The sequence below is a fragment of the Micromonospora sp. WMMA2032 genome (assembly GCF_002688545.1).
GTDB lineage: Bacteria > Actinomycetota > Actinomycetes > Mycobacteriales > Micromonosporaceae > Micromonospora > Micromonospora sediminicola.
The window spans coordinates 5094773-5111081 of sequence record NZ_CP024052.1 but is presented as its reverse complement, the minus strand read 5'-3'; the positions used below and the strand labels follow the sequence as shown (position 1 = coordinate 5111081).

Below are 16309 nucleotides of genomic sequence, written 5' to 3'. Positions count from 1 at the left end.
CCGACCCGGAACCCCCGGCGTGGGGGGACCGGCCCGCCGACCCGGAACCGCTCCGGTCACCGGCCGAGCCGGCGACCGAGGAGCTGGGCACCGGCGGCCCCGCGGGCCGGGCCGAACCGGCCACCCGCGAGCTGCCACCGCTCGACCCGGGTGACGACGACGGATCGCGGGCGGGCCGGGCCGGGTGACGGCCCGACCGCGCCGGTGCGGCGGCGCGACGACGCGGCCTATGCTGGTCGGTGGAGATCCCGCCTCCGCCGGCCGGCCCCGCCACCCCGACCACGCAGGGCGCTCCCCGGCCGCCGCCGAGGCGGTCCCCGTCCGTCTCTCACTCGTCAGGAGCTCGTCAGACATGACCCAGTCCCCCGCCGTGCGCGTCACCGCTCCGTCCGGTGCGGTCCGCATCGGCGAGCGCGCCGCCCGTACGCTCGTCAGCGAGTTCGCCCGGCGTAACGACCCCAAGGCCGGCCTGCTGGTCGGCGCGACCCCGGAGTCCGCGGTGCTGGCCGCGGCGATCGAGGCGCTGCTCCCCGGCGACCGGCTCGTCGTGGTACCGGCGGAGGGCGCCGCGGCGGCCGCGCTGCGGGAGCACGTGACGGCCCAGGGCCGCTGGGTCGCCGACCGGGTACGCGTCGTCGACGCCCTCGCCGAGGCGGACGCCGCGGCGGCGGTCGTCGTCGCCGAGCCGTTCACCGGGACCGCCGAGGAGGCCCGCGCCGCGGTCGACGGGCTGTCGAAGTACCTGGCCGACGGGGCGGTGCTGAGCGTCGCCGCGCCGCTGTTACGCACCGAGGGCGCGGGCGCCGAGCTGGACCGGCAGGGCGTGCTGCACGGCGTCCGCACCGACGTGGTGCTGCGCAACTCCCCGCCGGTACGCGTGCACCACCTGCGCTTCACCCCGGCGCCGGCCGCGCTGGCAGCCTCGCTGTCGCCGGCGTACCGACCGTCGAGCGTGCCGCTGACCCGGCAGATGCACATCGACTCCAACGGCGTGGCCGCCGCCGGCATCACGCTCGGCCTGGCCGCCCTGGCCCGGGCCGCCCGGCCGAAGTCGCGGCTCTGGCTGCTGCCGGCGCTGGCCGCCGCCCCGGTGGCCGCGTTCTTCCGGGACCCGGAGCGGGACGTCCCGGAGGACCCGTCGGCGGTGGTCGCGTCCGCGGACGGCCAGGTCCTCTCCGTGCAGCGGTTGCAGGACGAGCGTTTCGGCGACGGCGAGTGGCTGCGGATCGCGGTGTTCCTGTCGGTGCTGGACGTGCACGTCAACCGCGCGCCGGTGGCCGGCAAGGTGATCGACTACTTCGTCGCCGACGGCGGGTTCGTCAACGCCATGAAGCCGGACGCCGAGCACAACGTGGCGGCGTACACGGTGTTGGACACCGACCACGGCACGGTGGTGGTGGCCCAGCGCACCGGGCTGATCGCCCGCCGGATCGTGCAGCGGGCGCCGGTCGGCTCGCTGCTGGCCCGGGGCGAGCGTTTCGGCCTGATCCGCTTCGGCTCGCGGACCGACGTCTACCTGCCGGCCGACGCCGCGGACCCGCTGGTCGGGCCGGGCGACAAGGTGGTCGGTGGCAGCACGGTCATCGCCCGCTGGCGCTGACCGCGAGAACGCGGGAAGGGGCGCCGCGCGATGCGCGGCGCCCCTTCCGTCGTACGGGTCCGGGTCAGGCGGCCCGGCGCTGGTGCAGCCAGAGCAGCGGCCCGCTGACCAGGTAGCCCACCACCACGAGGGCGAAGGTGAGCCGGATGTCGACGAGCGCGCCGACCACCGGGGCCAGCCAGAGCCACGGCGGCAGCTTCAGCAGCCGGGCGAGCTTGGCGTAGGGGAAGCTCGACACCATGGCGAAGGCGAGCAGCGCCACGCCGGCGACCATCACCAGACCGGAGACCGGCACGCCGATCGCCACGGTCAGGGCGAGCACCGCCGCCGCCATGGTGGTCGGCACGCCGCAGAAGAAGCGGCCGTCCTTGGGCGAGACGTTGAAGCGGGCGAGCCGGATCGCCGCGCACGCCGCGACCAGGGCACAGGCGACCGCGGCGGCGGCCGGGGGCACCGAGCCGGCCAGCGAGGCGTAGACCACCACCGGCGCGGCGAGGCCGAACGAGCACATGTCGGCCAGCGAGTCCATCTGCGCGCCGAACGGGCTGGCCACGCCGAGCTTGCGGGCCAGGGCGCCGTCGAGGCCGTCGAACGCGACGCACGCGATCAGGCAGACGGCGGCGATCCGCACCTCGCCCTGCATGGCCAGGAAGATGGCCAGCATGCCGAGCATGAGGCTGCTCAGGGTGCAGGCGTTGACCAGCGCGAACTTGGCACGGCGGGCGGCGGTGCGCTCGCCGGGCAGGAGCGGGATGGACATCGCCGGGGACTCGTCGACCGGCACGGCCGGGACGAGCACCGGGCTGATCGGGCGTACCGCCTCGATCTCGGCGTCGAGCCGGCCGTAGCGGAGCCGCTGGCGGTCGGCGTAGCGGTGGTCGGGGGTGACCAGGTCGGTCCCGGGGGCGCCGTCACGGCGGCCCACCCGGACCAGCAGCACCTGGCGGGCGAACGTGCTGCTGCGGCGCAACCGGCCCGCCCAGCGACGCCCTGCGGGGCGCGGACTGTCAGTCGTACGACGCCGGCGCCATGGGGCTCTCGGCACGTTTCCTCCATCACCGGATCGGCTGACCGCCCACGTCGGGGCGGGTGTCCGGCTGTCTCGTGCCGGACCTTTCGGGCCCGGCAGCCCATTTGCGGAGTACACCATTGCACAGGGGATAGGGGCTTGGCGATAGCTGCCGGCGGTACTTATAACTCCCTTAACCGCGCGAACCGCTCACTTATTCCCATCTCGGGCCTCAACGCCCGTTTTCGTCGACCAATCCCAACTCCCGACTGTACCGGAGGTGGCCCAGGCCGGCTCGGCGAGCGGTTCAGCTCACTCGCCGTCCGGTGGCCCGGGCCGCCACGTCGGTCATCCGTAGTGCGGCGACCTCGGCCGGCGCGAACCAGGCGGCCCGGGCGGTGGAACCACCCGCCTGCTCGGTCACCACCGCCTCGGTCGGCGCGTCCACGCGTACCCGGTAGATCACCCGGATGCCGTGCCAGTCCAGTGGGCGGCGTTCCGGGCCGAGGGCGCCCGGATTGTGCAGGTTGTCCACTGCCAGCAGGTCGACCACCCGCCCCAGCTGCCCGGCCTCCTCGACCAGTTCCCGCAGCAGCCCGGCGGCCGGCTGCTCACCGTGGTCGGTGCCACCACCGGGCAGGTGCCACCGCCCGGCGCCCGGGTAGCCGTCCGCGATCATGGTGAGCAGCACCCGGTCGGTCGGATCGGTGACCAGCCCGTACGCGGCGAAACGCTGCCGGCGGTCGGTGGTCGGACCGGCCGGCTCGGCGGGCCGGGCCCGGGGCAGGTCGGCCGGCAGCGGCGTCACCGGCAGGCCGAGCAGCTCGGCGGTGAACGGCATCAACGGCCGGGTCGCGGCCTCCCCGGGGGTGTGCCAGCCCACCTCGTCGGTGCCGCCGCCCGGTTCGGGACGCAGCCGACCGCCCCGGGCCTCGACGTCGAAGATCAGCCGGTCGGTGTGCAGCGCGACGCCCTCGTCCCGGAAGACGGACACGTCGGCGACGGCGGCCCGGATCCCGGCGACCACCACGCTCAGCCCGGTCTCCTCGGCGAACTCGCGTACCACGGCGTCGGCCGGGTGCTCCGCGTGCTCGACCCCGCCGCCGGGCAGTTGCCACACCCCCGGACAGGGGCATCCGGCCGCCCCGCGCGCCAACAGCACCCGTCCGTCGGAGCCTCGCAGCACCCCGTACGCCCCGACCCGCCGCTCTTCCCGCACCCCGCACCCACCCCGTCCGGCCGTACCACTCCGTCGATCATGAGGTTAGCGGTACCGAGACGGACATCTCGCGCCGTCAACTTCATGATCGCCGGGGTGGGGCCCGTGGGTACGGGCCGGGGTGGGGTCAGAGAAGGTGGGCGGCCTGGACCGCTTCGGCCGTGACCTCGGTGAGGCGGTCGGTGGGGAGGGCGCCGAGCTCCTCCCGACGGAACCAGCGGGCCTCGCAGGTCGAGCCGCCGACGTCCGTGACGGTAGGCGGCGCGGGCTGGTCGACCACCACCCGGTAGAAGGCGCGCACGCCGTGCCAGTCGATCGGGTAGCCCTCGGGGCCGAGCGAGGCGGCGTCGCGGTGGCTGGCCACCCCGAGCAGCTCGACCAGGCGGCCGGTCTGCCCGGTCTCCTCGACCAGCTCCCGGATCAGCGCGGCGCCCGGCTGCTCGCCGTAGTCGGTGCCGCCGCCGGGCAGGTGCCAGCAGCCGGCGCCCGGGTAGCCGTCGGACACCCGGGTCAGCAGCACCCGCTCCTCCGGGTCGGTGACCACGGCGTACGCGGCGAAGCGCTGCGCCCGGTGCAGCCCGTCGGGGCCGGGGACGGCGTAGAACGAGGGAAACTCGGGGACCTCTTCCGGCACGATGTCGTCGGTGGAGGTGGGCAGGCCCAGCGCGCGTGCGGTGAACGACCGCAGCGGCAGCTCCCGGGCCTCGTCGAGGGTGAACCAGCGGGCCAGGTCGGTGGGGCGGTCGACCCGCTCGGTCAGCGTCCCGCCCCGGACCGACACGGTGTAGAGCAGCCGGTCGGTGTGGATCGTGATGCGCCGCTCGGGCAGCGCCCGCATGTCGGCGAGCACGTCCTGGAGCGTGGCGACGGCCACCGAGAGCCCGGTCTCGGCCGCGGTCTCCCGTACGACCGTGTGCTTCGGGTCCTCACCGTGGTCGACCGCTCCTCCGGGGAGCGACCAGGTGCCGGGGGTGCCGGAGCGCTCCGATGCGCGGACCAGCAACACTCGGCCGTTTGAATCAGCACAAACTGCGTATGCCGCGATCCTGCGCAGCGGCTCCAGCGAGGTGGTCACGGGAGCAAATTCTCCCCGGCCCGGGTTACCTCCATCGAAAAGAGTCAGATTCCTGACTCTCCGCTGGCGCCTCAGGGACGGATCAGGGTAGGCGTCCGGGCGGTCACCGAGGTCGCCCGCCGACCGGCGCGGGACCGTGGAGACATGACCTCCACGAACCCCTCCCAGGCCCCGTACAAGCAGCTCCGCCGGCCGGTCAGCGACCGCATGATCGCCGGTGTGGCCAGCGGCCTCGGCCGCTACTTCGCGCTCGACCCCACCCTGGTCCGGGTGGTCTTCGCGACCGCCACCGTGCTCACCGGCGGGCTGGCCGCGCTCGCGTACCCGGTGATGTGGTTCCTGATGCCCGAGGAGCCGGCCGGCGCGCCCGCCTGGCCGCACCCGCCGGGCACCGCGCCCGGCTGGCCGCCGGTCCCGCCGGCGGGGCCGCAGGCCGGGCCGCCGCCCGCCGCCTGAACGGGCGTCACTCCCACTCGATGGTGCCCGGCGGCTTGCTGGTCACGTCCAGGACCACGCGGTTGACCTCGGCGACCTCGTTGGTGATCCGGGTGGAGATCCGGGCCACCACGTCGTAGGGCAGCCGGGACCAGTCGGCGGTCATCGCGTCCTCGCTGGAGACCGGGCGCAGCACCACCGGATGGCCGTAGGTGCGCCCGTCGCCCTGCACCCCGACGCTGCGGACGTCGGCCAGCAACACCACCGGGAACTGCCAGACGCCCCGGTCCAGGCCGGCCGCGGTCAGCTCCTGCCGGGCGATCAGGTCGGCCCGGCGGAGCACGGCGAGGCGCTCCTCGTCGACCGCGCCGATGATCCGGATGGCCAGGCCCGGGCCGGGGAACGGGTGCCGCCACACCATCGCCTCGGGCAGCCCCAGCTCCAGGCCGATCGTGCGGACCTCGTCCTTGAACAGCGTGCGCAACGGCTCGACCAGGGAGAACTTCAGGTCCTCGGGCAGGCCGCCGACGTTGTGGTGGCTCTTGATGTTGGCGGTGCCGGTACCACCGCCGGACTCCACCACGTCCGGGTAGAGGGTGCCCTGCACCAGGAACTCGACGTCGCCGTGGGCGGCGATCTCCCGGGCGGCGGCCTCGAAGACCCGGATGAACTCCCGGCCGATGATCTTGCGCTTCTGTTCCGGATCGGTCACCCCGGCGAGCGCGCCGAGGAACCGCTCCCGCGCGTCGACCACCTTGAGCTTGATGCCGGTCGCCGCGACGTAGTCCTTCTCCACCTGCTCGGCCTCACCGGCCCGCAGCAGCCCGTGGTCGACGAACACGCAGGTGAGCTGGTCGCCCACGGCCCGGTGGACCAGCGCCGCGGCGACCGCCGAGTCGACGCCGCCGGAGAGGCCGCAGATGACCTCCTTGTCGCCGATCTGCTCGCGGATCCGGGCGACCTGCTCGTCGATGATGTTCTCGGGCGTCCAGGTCGGCGCGACGCCGGCGATGTCGTAGAGGAAGCGGGTCAGCATCTCCTGCCCGTGCGCGGTGTGCCCCACCTCGGGGTGGAACTGCACGCCGGCCCGGCGGCCGGCCAGGTCCTCGAACGCGGCGACCGGTGCGCCCGCCGACTCGGCGGTGACGGTGAAGCCCTCCGGGGCCTCGGTCACGCAGTCGCCGTGGCTCATCCACACCGGCAGGTCGGCCGGCAGGTCCCGCAACAGCACGCCGGGCTCGGTCAGGCGCGGGCGCAGCGGGGTGCCGCCGTACTCGCGGTTGCCGGTCCGCGCGACCGTGCCGCCGAGCGCCTGGGCCATCGCCTGGAAGCCGTAGCAGATGCCGAAGACCGGCACGTCGGTGTCGAACATGCCGGCGTCGATCTGCGGGGCGTCCGGGGCGTAGACGCTGGACGGGCCGCCGGACAGGATGATCGCGGCCGGGTTCTTCGCCAGCATCTCGGACACCGGCATGGAATGCGGGACGATCTCCGAGTAGACCCTCGCCTCGCGGACGCGGCGCGCGATGAGCTGGGCGTACTGGGCTCCGAAGTCCACCACGAGGACGGGGCGAGGCGTGCTCATGTGCGCAAAGCCTACCGACAGTCACCGGCCCGGCGGACGCGCCCCGGCGGCGCGTCGCTCCCAGGGTGTTAAGAAGGGGCCCCGCCTCTACCGGAGGCGTTAAGAGGGGGCCCTTCCTTTCACCGCAGCGCGGCGGGGGCGTGGGCCGGGACCGCCGGGTTGCGCGGTGGCACCGGGTCGAGCCGGGCGTACGCCGAGCCGAGCGCCGGCCGCGGGTCCGCCTCGCCCTTGTTGGGCCAGAACGACATGGCCCGCTCGGCCTGGGCGGTGATCGTCAGCGACGGGTTGACGCCCAGGTTCGCCGAGACCGCGGCGCCGTCCACCACGTGCAGCCCCGGGTGGCCGTACACCCGGTGCCACGGGTCCACCACGCCGTCGTCCGGGGTGGCGCCGATCACCGCGCCGCCGAGGATGTGCGCGGTCATCGGGACGTTGAACGGCTCGGTGACCGCGCCGCCCGGGGTGCCGTCGATCTCCTCGGCGAGCATCCGGACCGCCTCGTTCCCGGCCGGGATCCAGGTCGGGTTGGGCGCGCCGTGGCCGGGCCCGGAGACCAGCCGGCCCCGCCGGTAGCGGGTGGTCAGCGAGTTGTCGACCGACTGCATGACCAGCGCGATGACGGTGCGCTCGGACCAGCCGCGGACGGACAGCATCCGCGCCGCCAGCCCCGGCTGCCGGACGATGCTGCCCAGCCAGCGCCGGACCCGGCGCGGGCCGCCGTCGACCAGCAGCGACTGGAACAGGCCCATGGCGTTGGAGCCCTTGCCGTAGCGGACCGGCTCGATGTGGGTCTGCGGGTCGGGGTGGAACGAGCTGGTGATCGCCACCCCCTCGGAGAAGTCCAGGCCGCGCCGCCGGGCCGGGCCGGAGGCCACCGAGGCGCCGAGGATGGCCTCGGAGTTGGTCCGGGTCAGCTCGCCGAGCCGGGGTGAGAGCGCCGGCAGCGCGCCGGTGGCCCGCATCTCGTGCAGCAGCCGCTGGGTGCCCAGCGCGCCGGCCGCGAAGACCACCTGGTCGGCGTGGATCACCGCGCGTCGCTTGCGCAGCCAGGCTCCGGTGCGCTCGGTGTGCACCGTGTAACCGCCCGCCGGGTCCGGCCGGACGGCGGTGACCGTGGTCAGCGGGTGCACCTGCGCGCCGAGCCGCTCGGCCAGCCAGAGGTAGTTCTTGACCAGCGTGTTCTTGGCGCCGTGCCGACAACCGGTCATGCACGAGCCGCAGTGGCTGCACCCGGTGCGGTCGGGGCCGACGCCGCCGAAGTACGGGTCGGGCACGCGCTGGCCGGGGCGGCCGATGTGCACGCCGACCGGGGTGGGGTGGAACGTGTGCGCCACCCCCATCCGCTCGGCCACCGCCCGCATCGCCCGGTCCGCGCCGGTGACGATCGGGTACGTGGTGACGCCGAGCATCCGCTTCGCCTGGTCGTAGTGGCGGGCCAGCTCGTCGCGCCAGTCGGTGATGTCGCGCCACTGCGGGTCGGCGTAGAACGCGTCGAGCGGTTCGTAGAGCGTGTTCGCGTAGACGAGCGAGCCGCCGCCCACCCCGGCGCCGGAGAGCACCAGCACGCCGCCGCCGCTCCTGCGGTCGGCGGAGCGGAGCAGGGTGATCCGCTGGAGCCCGAAACAACCCAGCTTCGGCGCCCAGAGGAACCGCCGCGCCTGCCAGGAGGTGCGGGGGAACTCCTCGTCGGCGAAGCGTCGGCCGGCCTCCAGCACGCCGACCGAGTAACCCTTCTCGGCCAGCCGGAGCGCGGTGACGCTGCCGCCGAAGCCCGATCCGATGACGACCACGTCGTAGCGCATGAACGCATCATTACCGACGGGTAGCTATGGCGCCAGCAAGAGTTTTTCGCAGATCATGCAGAGCGCTTCGACCGCTGGGATTCCCGCCGCTGCAACCGCTGGCACCCCCCGAGGCGTCGAATACGACGGGGAGAGGACGAGACCGTGACGAGACGACGCCTGCTGGGCCTGGCCGCCCTGGTGGCGGTGCTGCTGGTCGCCGCCGGGGCGGTGGTGACCACCCGGCTGGTGGCGCACCGCTCCCCCGACCGGGCCGCCGCGCCGGTCACCTCGGCGCCGGCGTCACCCACCCCGGCCCCGACCACCGCCAGTCCGACCCCGCCGCCCGGCGCCGACCTGACCGGGCCGCTCAACCTGATGCTCGTCGGGGTCGACACCCGGGTCAGCATCCCCGGCTGGGAGCCGCACGCCGACGCCGTGCTGGTGCTGCACGTGCCCGCCGGGCTGGGCCAGGCGTACCTGTTCTCGCTCCCCCGCGACCTGGTGGTCGACATCCCCGCCTTTCCCAAGGCCCGCTACCCGGGCGGCCGGACCAAGCTCACCCACGCGATGAGCTACGGCAGCCGGGTGCCGGGCGACAAGCGGCACCCCAGCACCGCGCAGGGGTACGAGCTGCTGCGCACCACCGTCTCCCGCTACACCGGGCTGCGCATCGACGCCGGCGCGGTGATCACCTTCGGCGGCTTCGACAAGCTGGTGGACACGCTCGGCGGGGTCGACCTCTACGTCGACCAGCGGGTCGCCTCCCGGCACCGCCGGCCGGACGGGACGATGCGGCCGCTGGGCGGCGGCGGCTACACCGGCCCGCAGATGGTCTACGAGAAGGGCACCCGGCACCTGACCGGCTGGCAGGCGCTCGACTACGCGCGGCAGCGCTACACCGCCGGCGGCGACTACACCCGCCAGCGGCACCAGCAGCAACTGCTCCGGTCGCTCGCCCGCAAGCTCGTCGAGCAGGGCACCGCCCGCGACCCGCAGCGCGTCGAGCAGATCGTCGCCGCGCTCGGGAAGACCCTGGTGTACGTCGGGGGCGGGCGGAAGCTGGTCGACTTCGCGTACGCCCTCGGTGGCCTGCCGGCGGAGCGCCTCACCCTGGTCGCGCTCCCCGGCGCCGGCGTGGGCAGCGGCGGCGCCTACCGGGGCGAGCAGCTCCGGCCGCTGGGCCGGGACTTCCTCACCGCGCTGCGCGGCGGGCGGGCCGAGGCGTTCCTGGCCGCCCACCCGACGCTGCGCGTCAAGACCTAGCCGCTACAACGGCTTCGGGGCGGCCGGCCGCTCCGTCCCGTACAGCCAGGCGTCGAACACCTTGCCGAGCTTCTTGCCCGACACCCGCTCGGCCAGCGCCACGAAGTCGGCGGTGGTGCCGTTGCCGTTCCGCCGCTCGGCCGCCCAGGTGCGCAGGATGGCGAAGAACGCGGTGTCGCCCACCGCCACCCGCAACGCGTGCACGGTCATCCCACCCCGGTCGTAGACCGAGCGGCCGAACAGGTTCTCCACCCCCGGCTTGCCCGGCGGCGTCCGCCAGACCTGGCCGGGGGCGTTGGCGTACTGCTGCTCGAACGTGCGCTGGACGGTCGAGGAGCCGCTGTGCTCGGCCCACAGCCACTCGGCGTACGTGGCCAGCCCCTCGTTGAGCCAGATGTCCTGCCAGCGCTGGAGCGACACGCTGTCGCCGTACCACTGGTGGGCCAGCTCGTGCGCGACCACGTCGGTGTTGTCGCCCTGCCGGAAGAAGCCGGCGGAGTAGACCGGGCGGCTCTGCGTCTCCAGCGCGTAGCGGATCCGGTCGTCGGCCACCACCACACCGCCGTACGCGTCGAACGGGTACGGCCCGAAGAGGCTCTCCAGGTAGTCGGCGACCTCGACGGTACGGGCGATCGACCGGTCCGGCGCGCCCTCGGCCACCCGGGTGGTGACCGCGCTGTAGACCGGCCGTCCCTTGTGCTGCCCGGTGGTGACGCGGAACTTCCCGATCACCACAGTGGTCAGGTAGCTCGCCATCGGCGAGCCCTCCGACCAGCGCCAGGTGGTCCAGCCACCGGTGGTCGTCCGCCCCTTCGGCACGCCGTTGCCGACCGCCGTCAGCCCTTTGGGAACGGTGATCTCCAGGTCGTAGGTGGCCTTGTCCGACGGGTGGTCGTTCACCGGGTACCAGGTGCTCGCCGACTCCGGCTGGCCGAGCGCGATCGCCCCGTCCGCGGTGTGCAGCCAGCCGCCCTCGCCGAGCACCTCGTTGCGCAGCGCCTCCGGCCGACCGTCGTACCGGATCTCGGCCACGAAACCGTTGCCGGAGGTCAGGCCGGTGGCGGGCGTGACGACCAGCTCGTCGTCGTCGCGGGCGTGCCGGGCGGCGGCGCCGTCGACGGTGACCGAACGGACGGTCAGCCCGGCCAGGTCCAGGTTGAACGTGGACAGGTCGGCGGTGGCGGTGGCCCGCACCGTGGTGGTGCCGGTGAGCTTGTCGGTGTCCGGGTCGTAGCGCACCTTCACGGTGTAGTGCGCGACGTCGTAGCCCCCGTTGCCGTACCCCGGGAAGTAGGGGTCGCCGGCGCCGGGCGACCCGGGCGCGAAGCGGCGCGTGGCCGACGGCTCGGGCGCGGTCGGGGCCGCGGCGCTCCGGTCCGCCTCGGGCGATCCGCAGCCGGCCAGCAGCAGCGTCCCACAGGCCAGCAGCCCGAGCCCTCGTCGTCCGCCGCGCCGCGCCATGATCTCGATCCCTCCCGGGGTCCGAACGGCGGCCCCGCCCGCGGGCCGCTCCGCCCGCGGCAGCCTACCGAGCGGCGATCACGTCCGCGTCACGGCAGGCCCGGCGGGGTCGCCCCGACCAACCACGCGTCAAGCAGCGCGCGCAAGGGCCGCCCGGCGGTCCGCTCGGCGTACCCGACGAAGTCGGCGGTGGTGGCGTTGCCGTCCCGGTGCCGCGCCAGCCAGCCGCGCAGGATCCGGTAGAACGTGTCGTCGCCGACCGCGCGGCGCAGCGCGTGCACCGCCAGCGCGCCCCGCTGGTAGACCGCGTCGCCGAACATCCCGGCCCGGCCCGGGTCGACGGTGGGCCGGCTCCAGTCGGTGGTGGCGTACCGGTCGGCGACGGTCCGCGCCACGGTCCGCCCGCCGTCGTGCTCGGCCCAGAGCCACTCGGCGTACGTGGCGAAGCCCTCGTTCAGCCAGATGTCGCTCCACCGGGCCACCGAGACGCTGTCGCCGAACCACTGGTGGGCCAGCTCGTGCGCGACCACCTCGGTGTTCGGCCCGCCCCGGAAGAATCCCGGCCCGTAGACCGGGCGGCTCTGCGTCTCCAGCGCGTACCGGATCCGGTCGTCGGCCACCACCACACCGCCGTACGCGTCGAACGGGTACGGCCCGAAGCGGGCGGCCAGGAAGTCGGCGACCTCGCCGGTGCGGGCGACCGACGCGGCGGCCGGGCCGTCCGCGGGCAACGCCGAGGCCACGGCCGTGACCAGTGGCCGACCGGCATGGGTGCCGCTGGTGACCCGGTAGTCGCCGATCACCAGCGTGGTCAGGTAACTGGCCATCGGCGAACCCTCGGACCAGCGCCAGGTGGTCCGGCCGCCGCTGCTCGTCCGTCCCTTCGGGACGCCGTTGCTCAGCGCGGCGAGCCCGTCCGGCACGGTGATCGCGATGTCGTAGGTGGCCTTGTCCGACGGGTGGTCGTTGACCGGGTACCAGGTGCTCGCGGACTCGGGCTGGCCGAGCGCGATCGCGCCGTCCGGGGTGTGGTGGAAGCCGCCGTCGCCCAGCACCTCGTTGGGCAGCGGCTTCGGCACCCCGCCGTAGGTCACCTCGACGGTGAACCGCCGGCCCGACGGCAACCCGTGTGCCGGGGTGACGACCAGTTCGGCGTCGTCGTGGCGGTGCTTCGCCAGCTCGCCGTCCACCCGGACCCGGTCGACGTCGAGGCCGGCCAGGTCGAGCTGGAACCGGGACAACGCCTCGGTGGCGGTCGCGGTCACCGTGGCCGTGCCGGTGAGCCGGTCGTCGCCCGGGTCGTAGCGGACGTCCAGCGCGTAGTGCCCGACGTCGTAGCCACCGTTGCCGGCCCCCGGCACGTACGGGTCACCGGCGTCCGCCGCGCCGGGCCGGAACCCGCCCCGGTCGTCCCCGGTACACCCGGTCGCCAACAGCGCCACCGCCAGCGCGGTCGCGCACCACCGCACCCGTCTCACCCGGCGAGCCTAGACGCGCGACAGCGCGGACGGGGTCGAACCCGCGTCCGCGCCGTCACGTCGGGTCCGCTCAGCGGTCGAGGACCAGGCCGACCTTCTGGAACTCCTTGAGGTCGCGGTAGCCGCACTTGGCCATCGCGCGGCGCAGCCCGCCGAAGAGGTTGAGCTGGCCGTCCGGCTCGTCGGCCGGGCCGAACAGCAGCCGCTCCATCGAGCCGAGCGGCTCGCCGGCCACCTCGAACGCGCCCCGGGGCAGGGACGGGTGGCTGGCCGCGGAGTGCCACCAGGCGCCGCCGGCCGGGGCCTCCGCGCAGAGCGAGAGCGGCTCGCCGAGCATCACCGCGTCGGCGCCGCAGCCGAGGGCCTTGGCGATGTCGCCGGAGGTCTGCATGTCGCCGTCGGCGATCAGGTGCACGTACCGGCCGCCGGTCTCGTCCAGGTAGTCGCGGCGGGCCGCGGCGGCGTCGGCGATGGCGGTGGCCATCGGCACCCGGATGCCGAGCACCGACTCGGTGGTGGACCAGTCGTCGCCGCCGATGCCCACGATCACGCCGGCCGCGCCGGTGCGCATGAGGTGCAGCGCGGTCTTGTAGTCGGTGCAGCCGCCGACGATGACCGGCAGGTCGAGGTCGGCGATGAACTCCTTGAGGTTGAGCGGCTCGTCGGTGGTGGAGACGTGCTCGGCGGAGACCAGCGTGCCCTGGATGACCAGGATGTCGACGCCGGCGTCGAGGATCACCGGGGCCAGCGCCAGGGTGTGCTGCGGCGACACCCGGACCGCCACGGTGCCGCCGCCGGCCCGCAGCTCGCGGACCCGCTCGGCGATCAGGTCGGGGCGGATCGGCTCGGCGTAGACCTCCTGGAGGCGCTTGGTCGCCCGCGCGTCCTCGCCGAGGCCGGCCAGCTCCTCCAGGATCTTCGCCGGGTTCTCGTAGCGGGTCCAGAGGCCCTCGACGTTGAGCACGCCGAGGCCGCCGAGCTGGCCGAGGCGCACCGCGGAGGCGGGGCTCATGGTCGCGTCCGAGGGGTGCCCGACACAGGGGATGCCGAACGGGTAGGCGTCGAGCTGCCAGGCCGTGGAGACGTCGTCGACGTCCCGGGTGCGGCGGCTCGGCACGATGGCGATGTCGTCCAGGTGGTAACCGCGCTGCGCGGTCTTGCCCAGCCCGATCTCGACCACGTCACGCATGGGGACTCCAGATGTGTTCGGGGGTGGAGGGGGGTCAGCGGGTGTGGTAGTTGGGCGCCTCGACGGTCATCTGGATGTCGTGCGGGTGGCTCTCCTTGAGCCCGGCCGCGGTGATCCGGATGAGCTGCCCACGCTGGTGCAGCTCGGCGATGCTCTCCGCGCCCGCGTATCCCATGGCGAGTCGCAGACCGCCGGTGAGCTGGTGGGCGACCTGGGCGAGCGGGCCGCGGTAGGGCACCTGGCCCTCGACGCCCTCGGGCACCAGCTTCTCGTCGCTGGTCACGTCCTGCTGGAAGTAGCGGTCCTTGGAGTACGACTTGACCTGGCCGCGGGACTGCATCGCGCCGAGCGAGCCCATGCCCCGGTAGGCCTTGTACTGCTTGCCGTTGACGAAGATCAGCTCACCGGGGCTCTCCTCGCAGCCGGCCAGCAGGCTGCCGAGCATCACCGTGTCGGCGCCGGCCACCAGCGCCTTGGCGATGTCGCCGGAGTATTGGATGCCGCCGTCGCCGATCACCGGGACGCCGGCCGGCCGGGCCGCCCGCGCCGCCTCCATGATCGCGGTGATCTGCGGGACACCCACCCCGGCCACGATCCGGGTGGTGCAGATGGCCCCCGGGCCGACGCCCACCTTGACGCCGTCGGCGCCGGCGTCGACGAGCGCCTTCGCGCCGGCGTAGGTGGCGATGTTGCCACCCACGATGTCGATGGTCACGTCCCGCTTGAGCCGGCCGACCATCTCCAGCACCGCCCGCTGGTGACCGTGCGCGGTGTCCACGATCAGCACGTCGACGCCCGCGTCGACGAGCGTCCGGGCCCGCTTGTACGAGTCCTCGCCCACGCCGATCGCGGCGGCGACCCGGAGCCGGCCCGCCTCGTCCTTGGTGGCCTCCGGGTACTGCTCGCTCTTGGTGAAGTCCTTGACCGTGATGAGGCCGCGCAGCGCGCCGGACTCGTCGACGATCGGGAGCTTCTCCACCTTGTGGCGGCGCAGCAGGTCGAGCGCGTCGTCCTTGCTCACCCCGACCGGGGCGGTGATCAGCGGCGTCCGGGTCATGATGTCGCGGACCGGCGTGGCCGGGTCGGAGACGAAGCGCATGTCGCGGTTCGTCACGATGCCGACCAGCTGGCCCTGCCCGTCGACCACGGGCACGCCGGAGATGCGGTAGCGCCCGCAGAGCGCGTCCACGTCACGGAGCGTGTCGTCCGGGCTGGCGGTCACCGGGTTGGTGATCATGCCGGACTCGGAGCGCTTGACCAGGTCGACCTGGAGCGCCTGGTCCTCGACGGAGAGGTTGCGGTGCAGCACGCCGATGCCGCCCTGGCGGGCCATGGCGATGGCCATCCGGGCCTCGGTGACGGTGTCCATCGCGCTGGACAGCAGCGGCACGGTCAGCTCGATGTTGCGGGTGAGGCGGGTGCGGGTGTTGACCCGGCTCGGCACGACGTCCGACTCGCCCGGCTGCAGCAGCACGTCGTCGAAGGTCAGCCCGAGCGGCACCACCCGGGCCGAACCGGCCGGCAACTCGGGCAGATGGCCACCCAGCTCCCCGCCGTCGCGGCCGGCCGGGATCTCGGTGCTGGGCGAATTCTCCACGATTGCTCCCCTGAGCTGGTCGAACGGGCTGCAGCGAGGCGGCGCGCGCGGGCACCGGCGTGCGCCGGCGTGACGGCGCGTCGCCTCATCGTACCCACTGGCCTGCCCCGCCCCGGGCAGCGGCGGGCCCGGCGTAGGCCGGGCCACAGCACGGCCGTGGGCGGGCTTTCCGGCGGCGCGGGGTCTACGGTGAGGGGGTGCACGACGAGCCCATCGACCCGTTCAACGGCGACCCGGCCGATCCGGCTGCCGGCCTGCACGATCCCGGCGACGACGACGCGCTCGACCCGCTGACCGAGGTCGAGCGGCAGGACGTCCTGGAGGATCTCGCCGACCTGGAGATCTACCAGGCGCTGCTCCAGCCGATCGGGGTGCGCGGGCTGGTGATCGAGTGCGAGGACTGCCGCGAGCCGCACTACTTCGACTGGGACCTGCTCCGGGGCAACCTGCGCCACCTGCTCAACTCGGGGCGGCCCCGGGTGCACGAGCCGGCCTACGACCCCGACCCCGACCACTACGTGAGCTGGGACTACGCCCGCGGCTACGCCGACGGCGTGCACGACACGCTCACCGAGGGCACTGACGACACCGCGGACGAGTGATCGCCGCCCCGG

13 protein-coding genes are annotated in these 16309 nt (G+C 74.1%); 4 read left to right on the top strand and 9 right to left on the bottom strand.

The genetic code is table 11. The features are described from left to right. Positions 1-352 precede the first annotated feature (352 nt). Complete coding sequence (locus CO540_RS23760) at positions 353-1600, top strand: phosphatidylserine decarboxylase (protein ID WP_099163695.1); 1248 nt, start codon at positions 353-355, stop codon at positions 1598-1600. Positions 1601-1664: 64 nt separating this feature from the next. On the opposite strand, the gene CO540_RS23755 is transcribed toward CO540_RS23760, so the two are convergent. The 3 genes from CO540_RS23755 to CO540_RS23745 all read right to left on the bottom strand — a co-directional run bounded on the left by CO540_RS23755 (position 1665) and on the right by CO540_RS23745 (position 4903). Next, positions 1665-2570: a phosphatidylcholine/phosphatidylserine synthase gene (locus CO540_RS23755; protein ID WP_091570384.1), complete on the bottom strand. Its 906-nt coding sequence runs from the start codon at positions 2568-2570 to the stop codon at positions 1665-1667. Between the two features lie 346 nt (positions 2571-2916). Next, complete coding sequence (locus tag CO540_RS23750) at positions 2917-3828, bottom strand: NUDIX hydrolase (protein ID WP_099163694.1); 912 nt, start codon at positions 3826-3828, stop codon at positions 2917-2919. Positions 3829-3955: 127 nt separating this feature from the next. After that, positions 3956-4903 carry an NUDIX hydrolase gene (locus CO540_RS23745; protein ID WP_099163693.1) on the bottom strand — a complete coding sequence of 316 codons (948 nt, stop codon included), beginning with the start codon at positions 4901-4903 and terminating at the stop codon, positions 3956-3958. Positions 4904-5047: 144 nt separating this feature from the next. Here CO540_RS23745 and CO540_RS23740 point away from each other — a divergent pair, with 144 nt between their 5' ends. Continuing rightward, entirely contained in the window at positions 5048-5359 is a 312-nt protein-coding gene (locus tag CO540_RS23740) for a PspC domain-containing protein (protein ID WP_099163692.1), read from the top strand. 7 nt (positions 5360-5366) lie between these two features. Here CO540_RS23740 and guaA read toward each other — a convergent pair whose 3' ends face one another. Both guaA and CO540_RS23730 read right to left on the bottom strand, forming a co-directional pair. After that, positions 5367-6923, bottom strand: a complete 1557-nt coding sequence (gene guaA, locus CO540_RS23735) for a glutamine-hydrolyzing GMP synthase (RefSeq protein ID WP_091570365.1) — start codon at positions 6921-6923, stop codon at positions 5367-5369. 119 nt (positions 6924-7042) lie between these two features. After that, complete coding sequence (locus CO540_RS23730) at positions 7043-8725, bottom strand: FAD-dependent oxidoreductase (protein WP_099163691.1); 1683 nt, start codon at positions 8723-8725, stop codon at positions 7043-7045. A gap of 144 nt (positions 8726-8869) precedes the next feature. On the opposite strand from CO540_RS23730, the gene CO540_RS23725 reads away from it, so the two are divergent. After that, positions 8870-9970, top strand: a complete 1101-nt coding sequence (locus CO540_RS23725; protein WP_099163690.1) for an LCP family protein — start codon at positions 8870-8872, stop codon at positions 9968-9970. Positions 9971-9973: 3 nt separating this feature from the next. Here the strand turns inward: CO540_RS23725 and CO540_RS23720 are convergent, their stop codons facing one another. From CO540_RS23720 to guaB, 4 genes are all read right to left on the bottom strand, one after another. Beyond that, positions 9974-11431, bottom strand: a complete 1458-nt coding sequence (locus CO540_RS23720; RefSeq protein ID WP_099163689.1) for a M1 family metallopeptidase — start codon at positions 11429-11431, stop codon at positions 9974-9976. A gap of 89 nt (positions 11432-11520) precedes the next feature. Continuing rightward, complete coding sequence (locus CO540_RS23715) at positions 11521-12909, bottom strand: M1 family metallopeptidase (protein WP_099163688.1); 1389 nt, start codon at positions 12907-12909, stop codon at positions 11521-11523. A 70-nt stretch (positions 12910-12979) separates the two neighbouring features. Then, entirely contained in the window at positions 12980-14098 is a 1119-nt protein-coding gene (locus CO540_RS23710; protein ID WP_099163687.1) for a GuaB3 family IMP dehydrogenase-related protein, read from the bottom strand. Between the two features lie 34 nt (positions 14099-14132). Further along, on the bottom strand, positions 14133-15695 hold the full coding sequence (gene guaB / locus CO540_RS23705) for an IMP dehydrogenase (RefSeq protein ID WP_091570342.1): 1563 nt from the start codon (positions 15693-15695) through the stop codon (positions 14133-14135). A 197-nt stretch (positions 15696-15892) separates the two neighbouring features. Between guaB and CO540_RS23700 the strand changes: the two genes are divergently transcribed. Then, positions 15893-16297, top strand: coding sequence for a DUF5319 domain-containing protein (locus tag CO540_RS23700; RefSeq protein ID WP_099163686.1), 405 nt, complete (start codon positions 15893-15895; stop codon positions 16295-16297). Positions 16298-16309 lie beyond the last annotated feature (12 nt).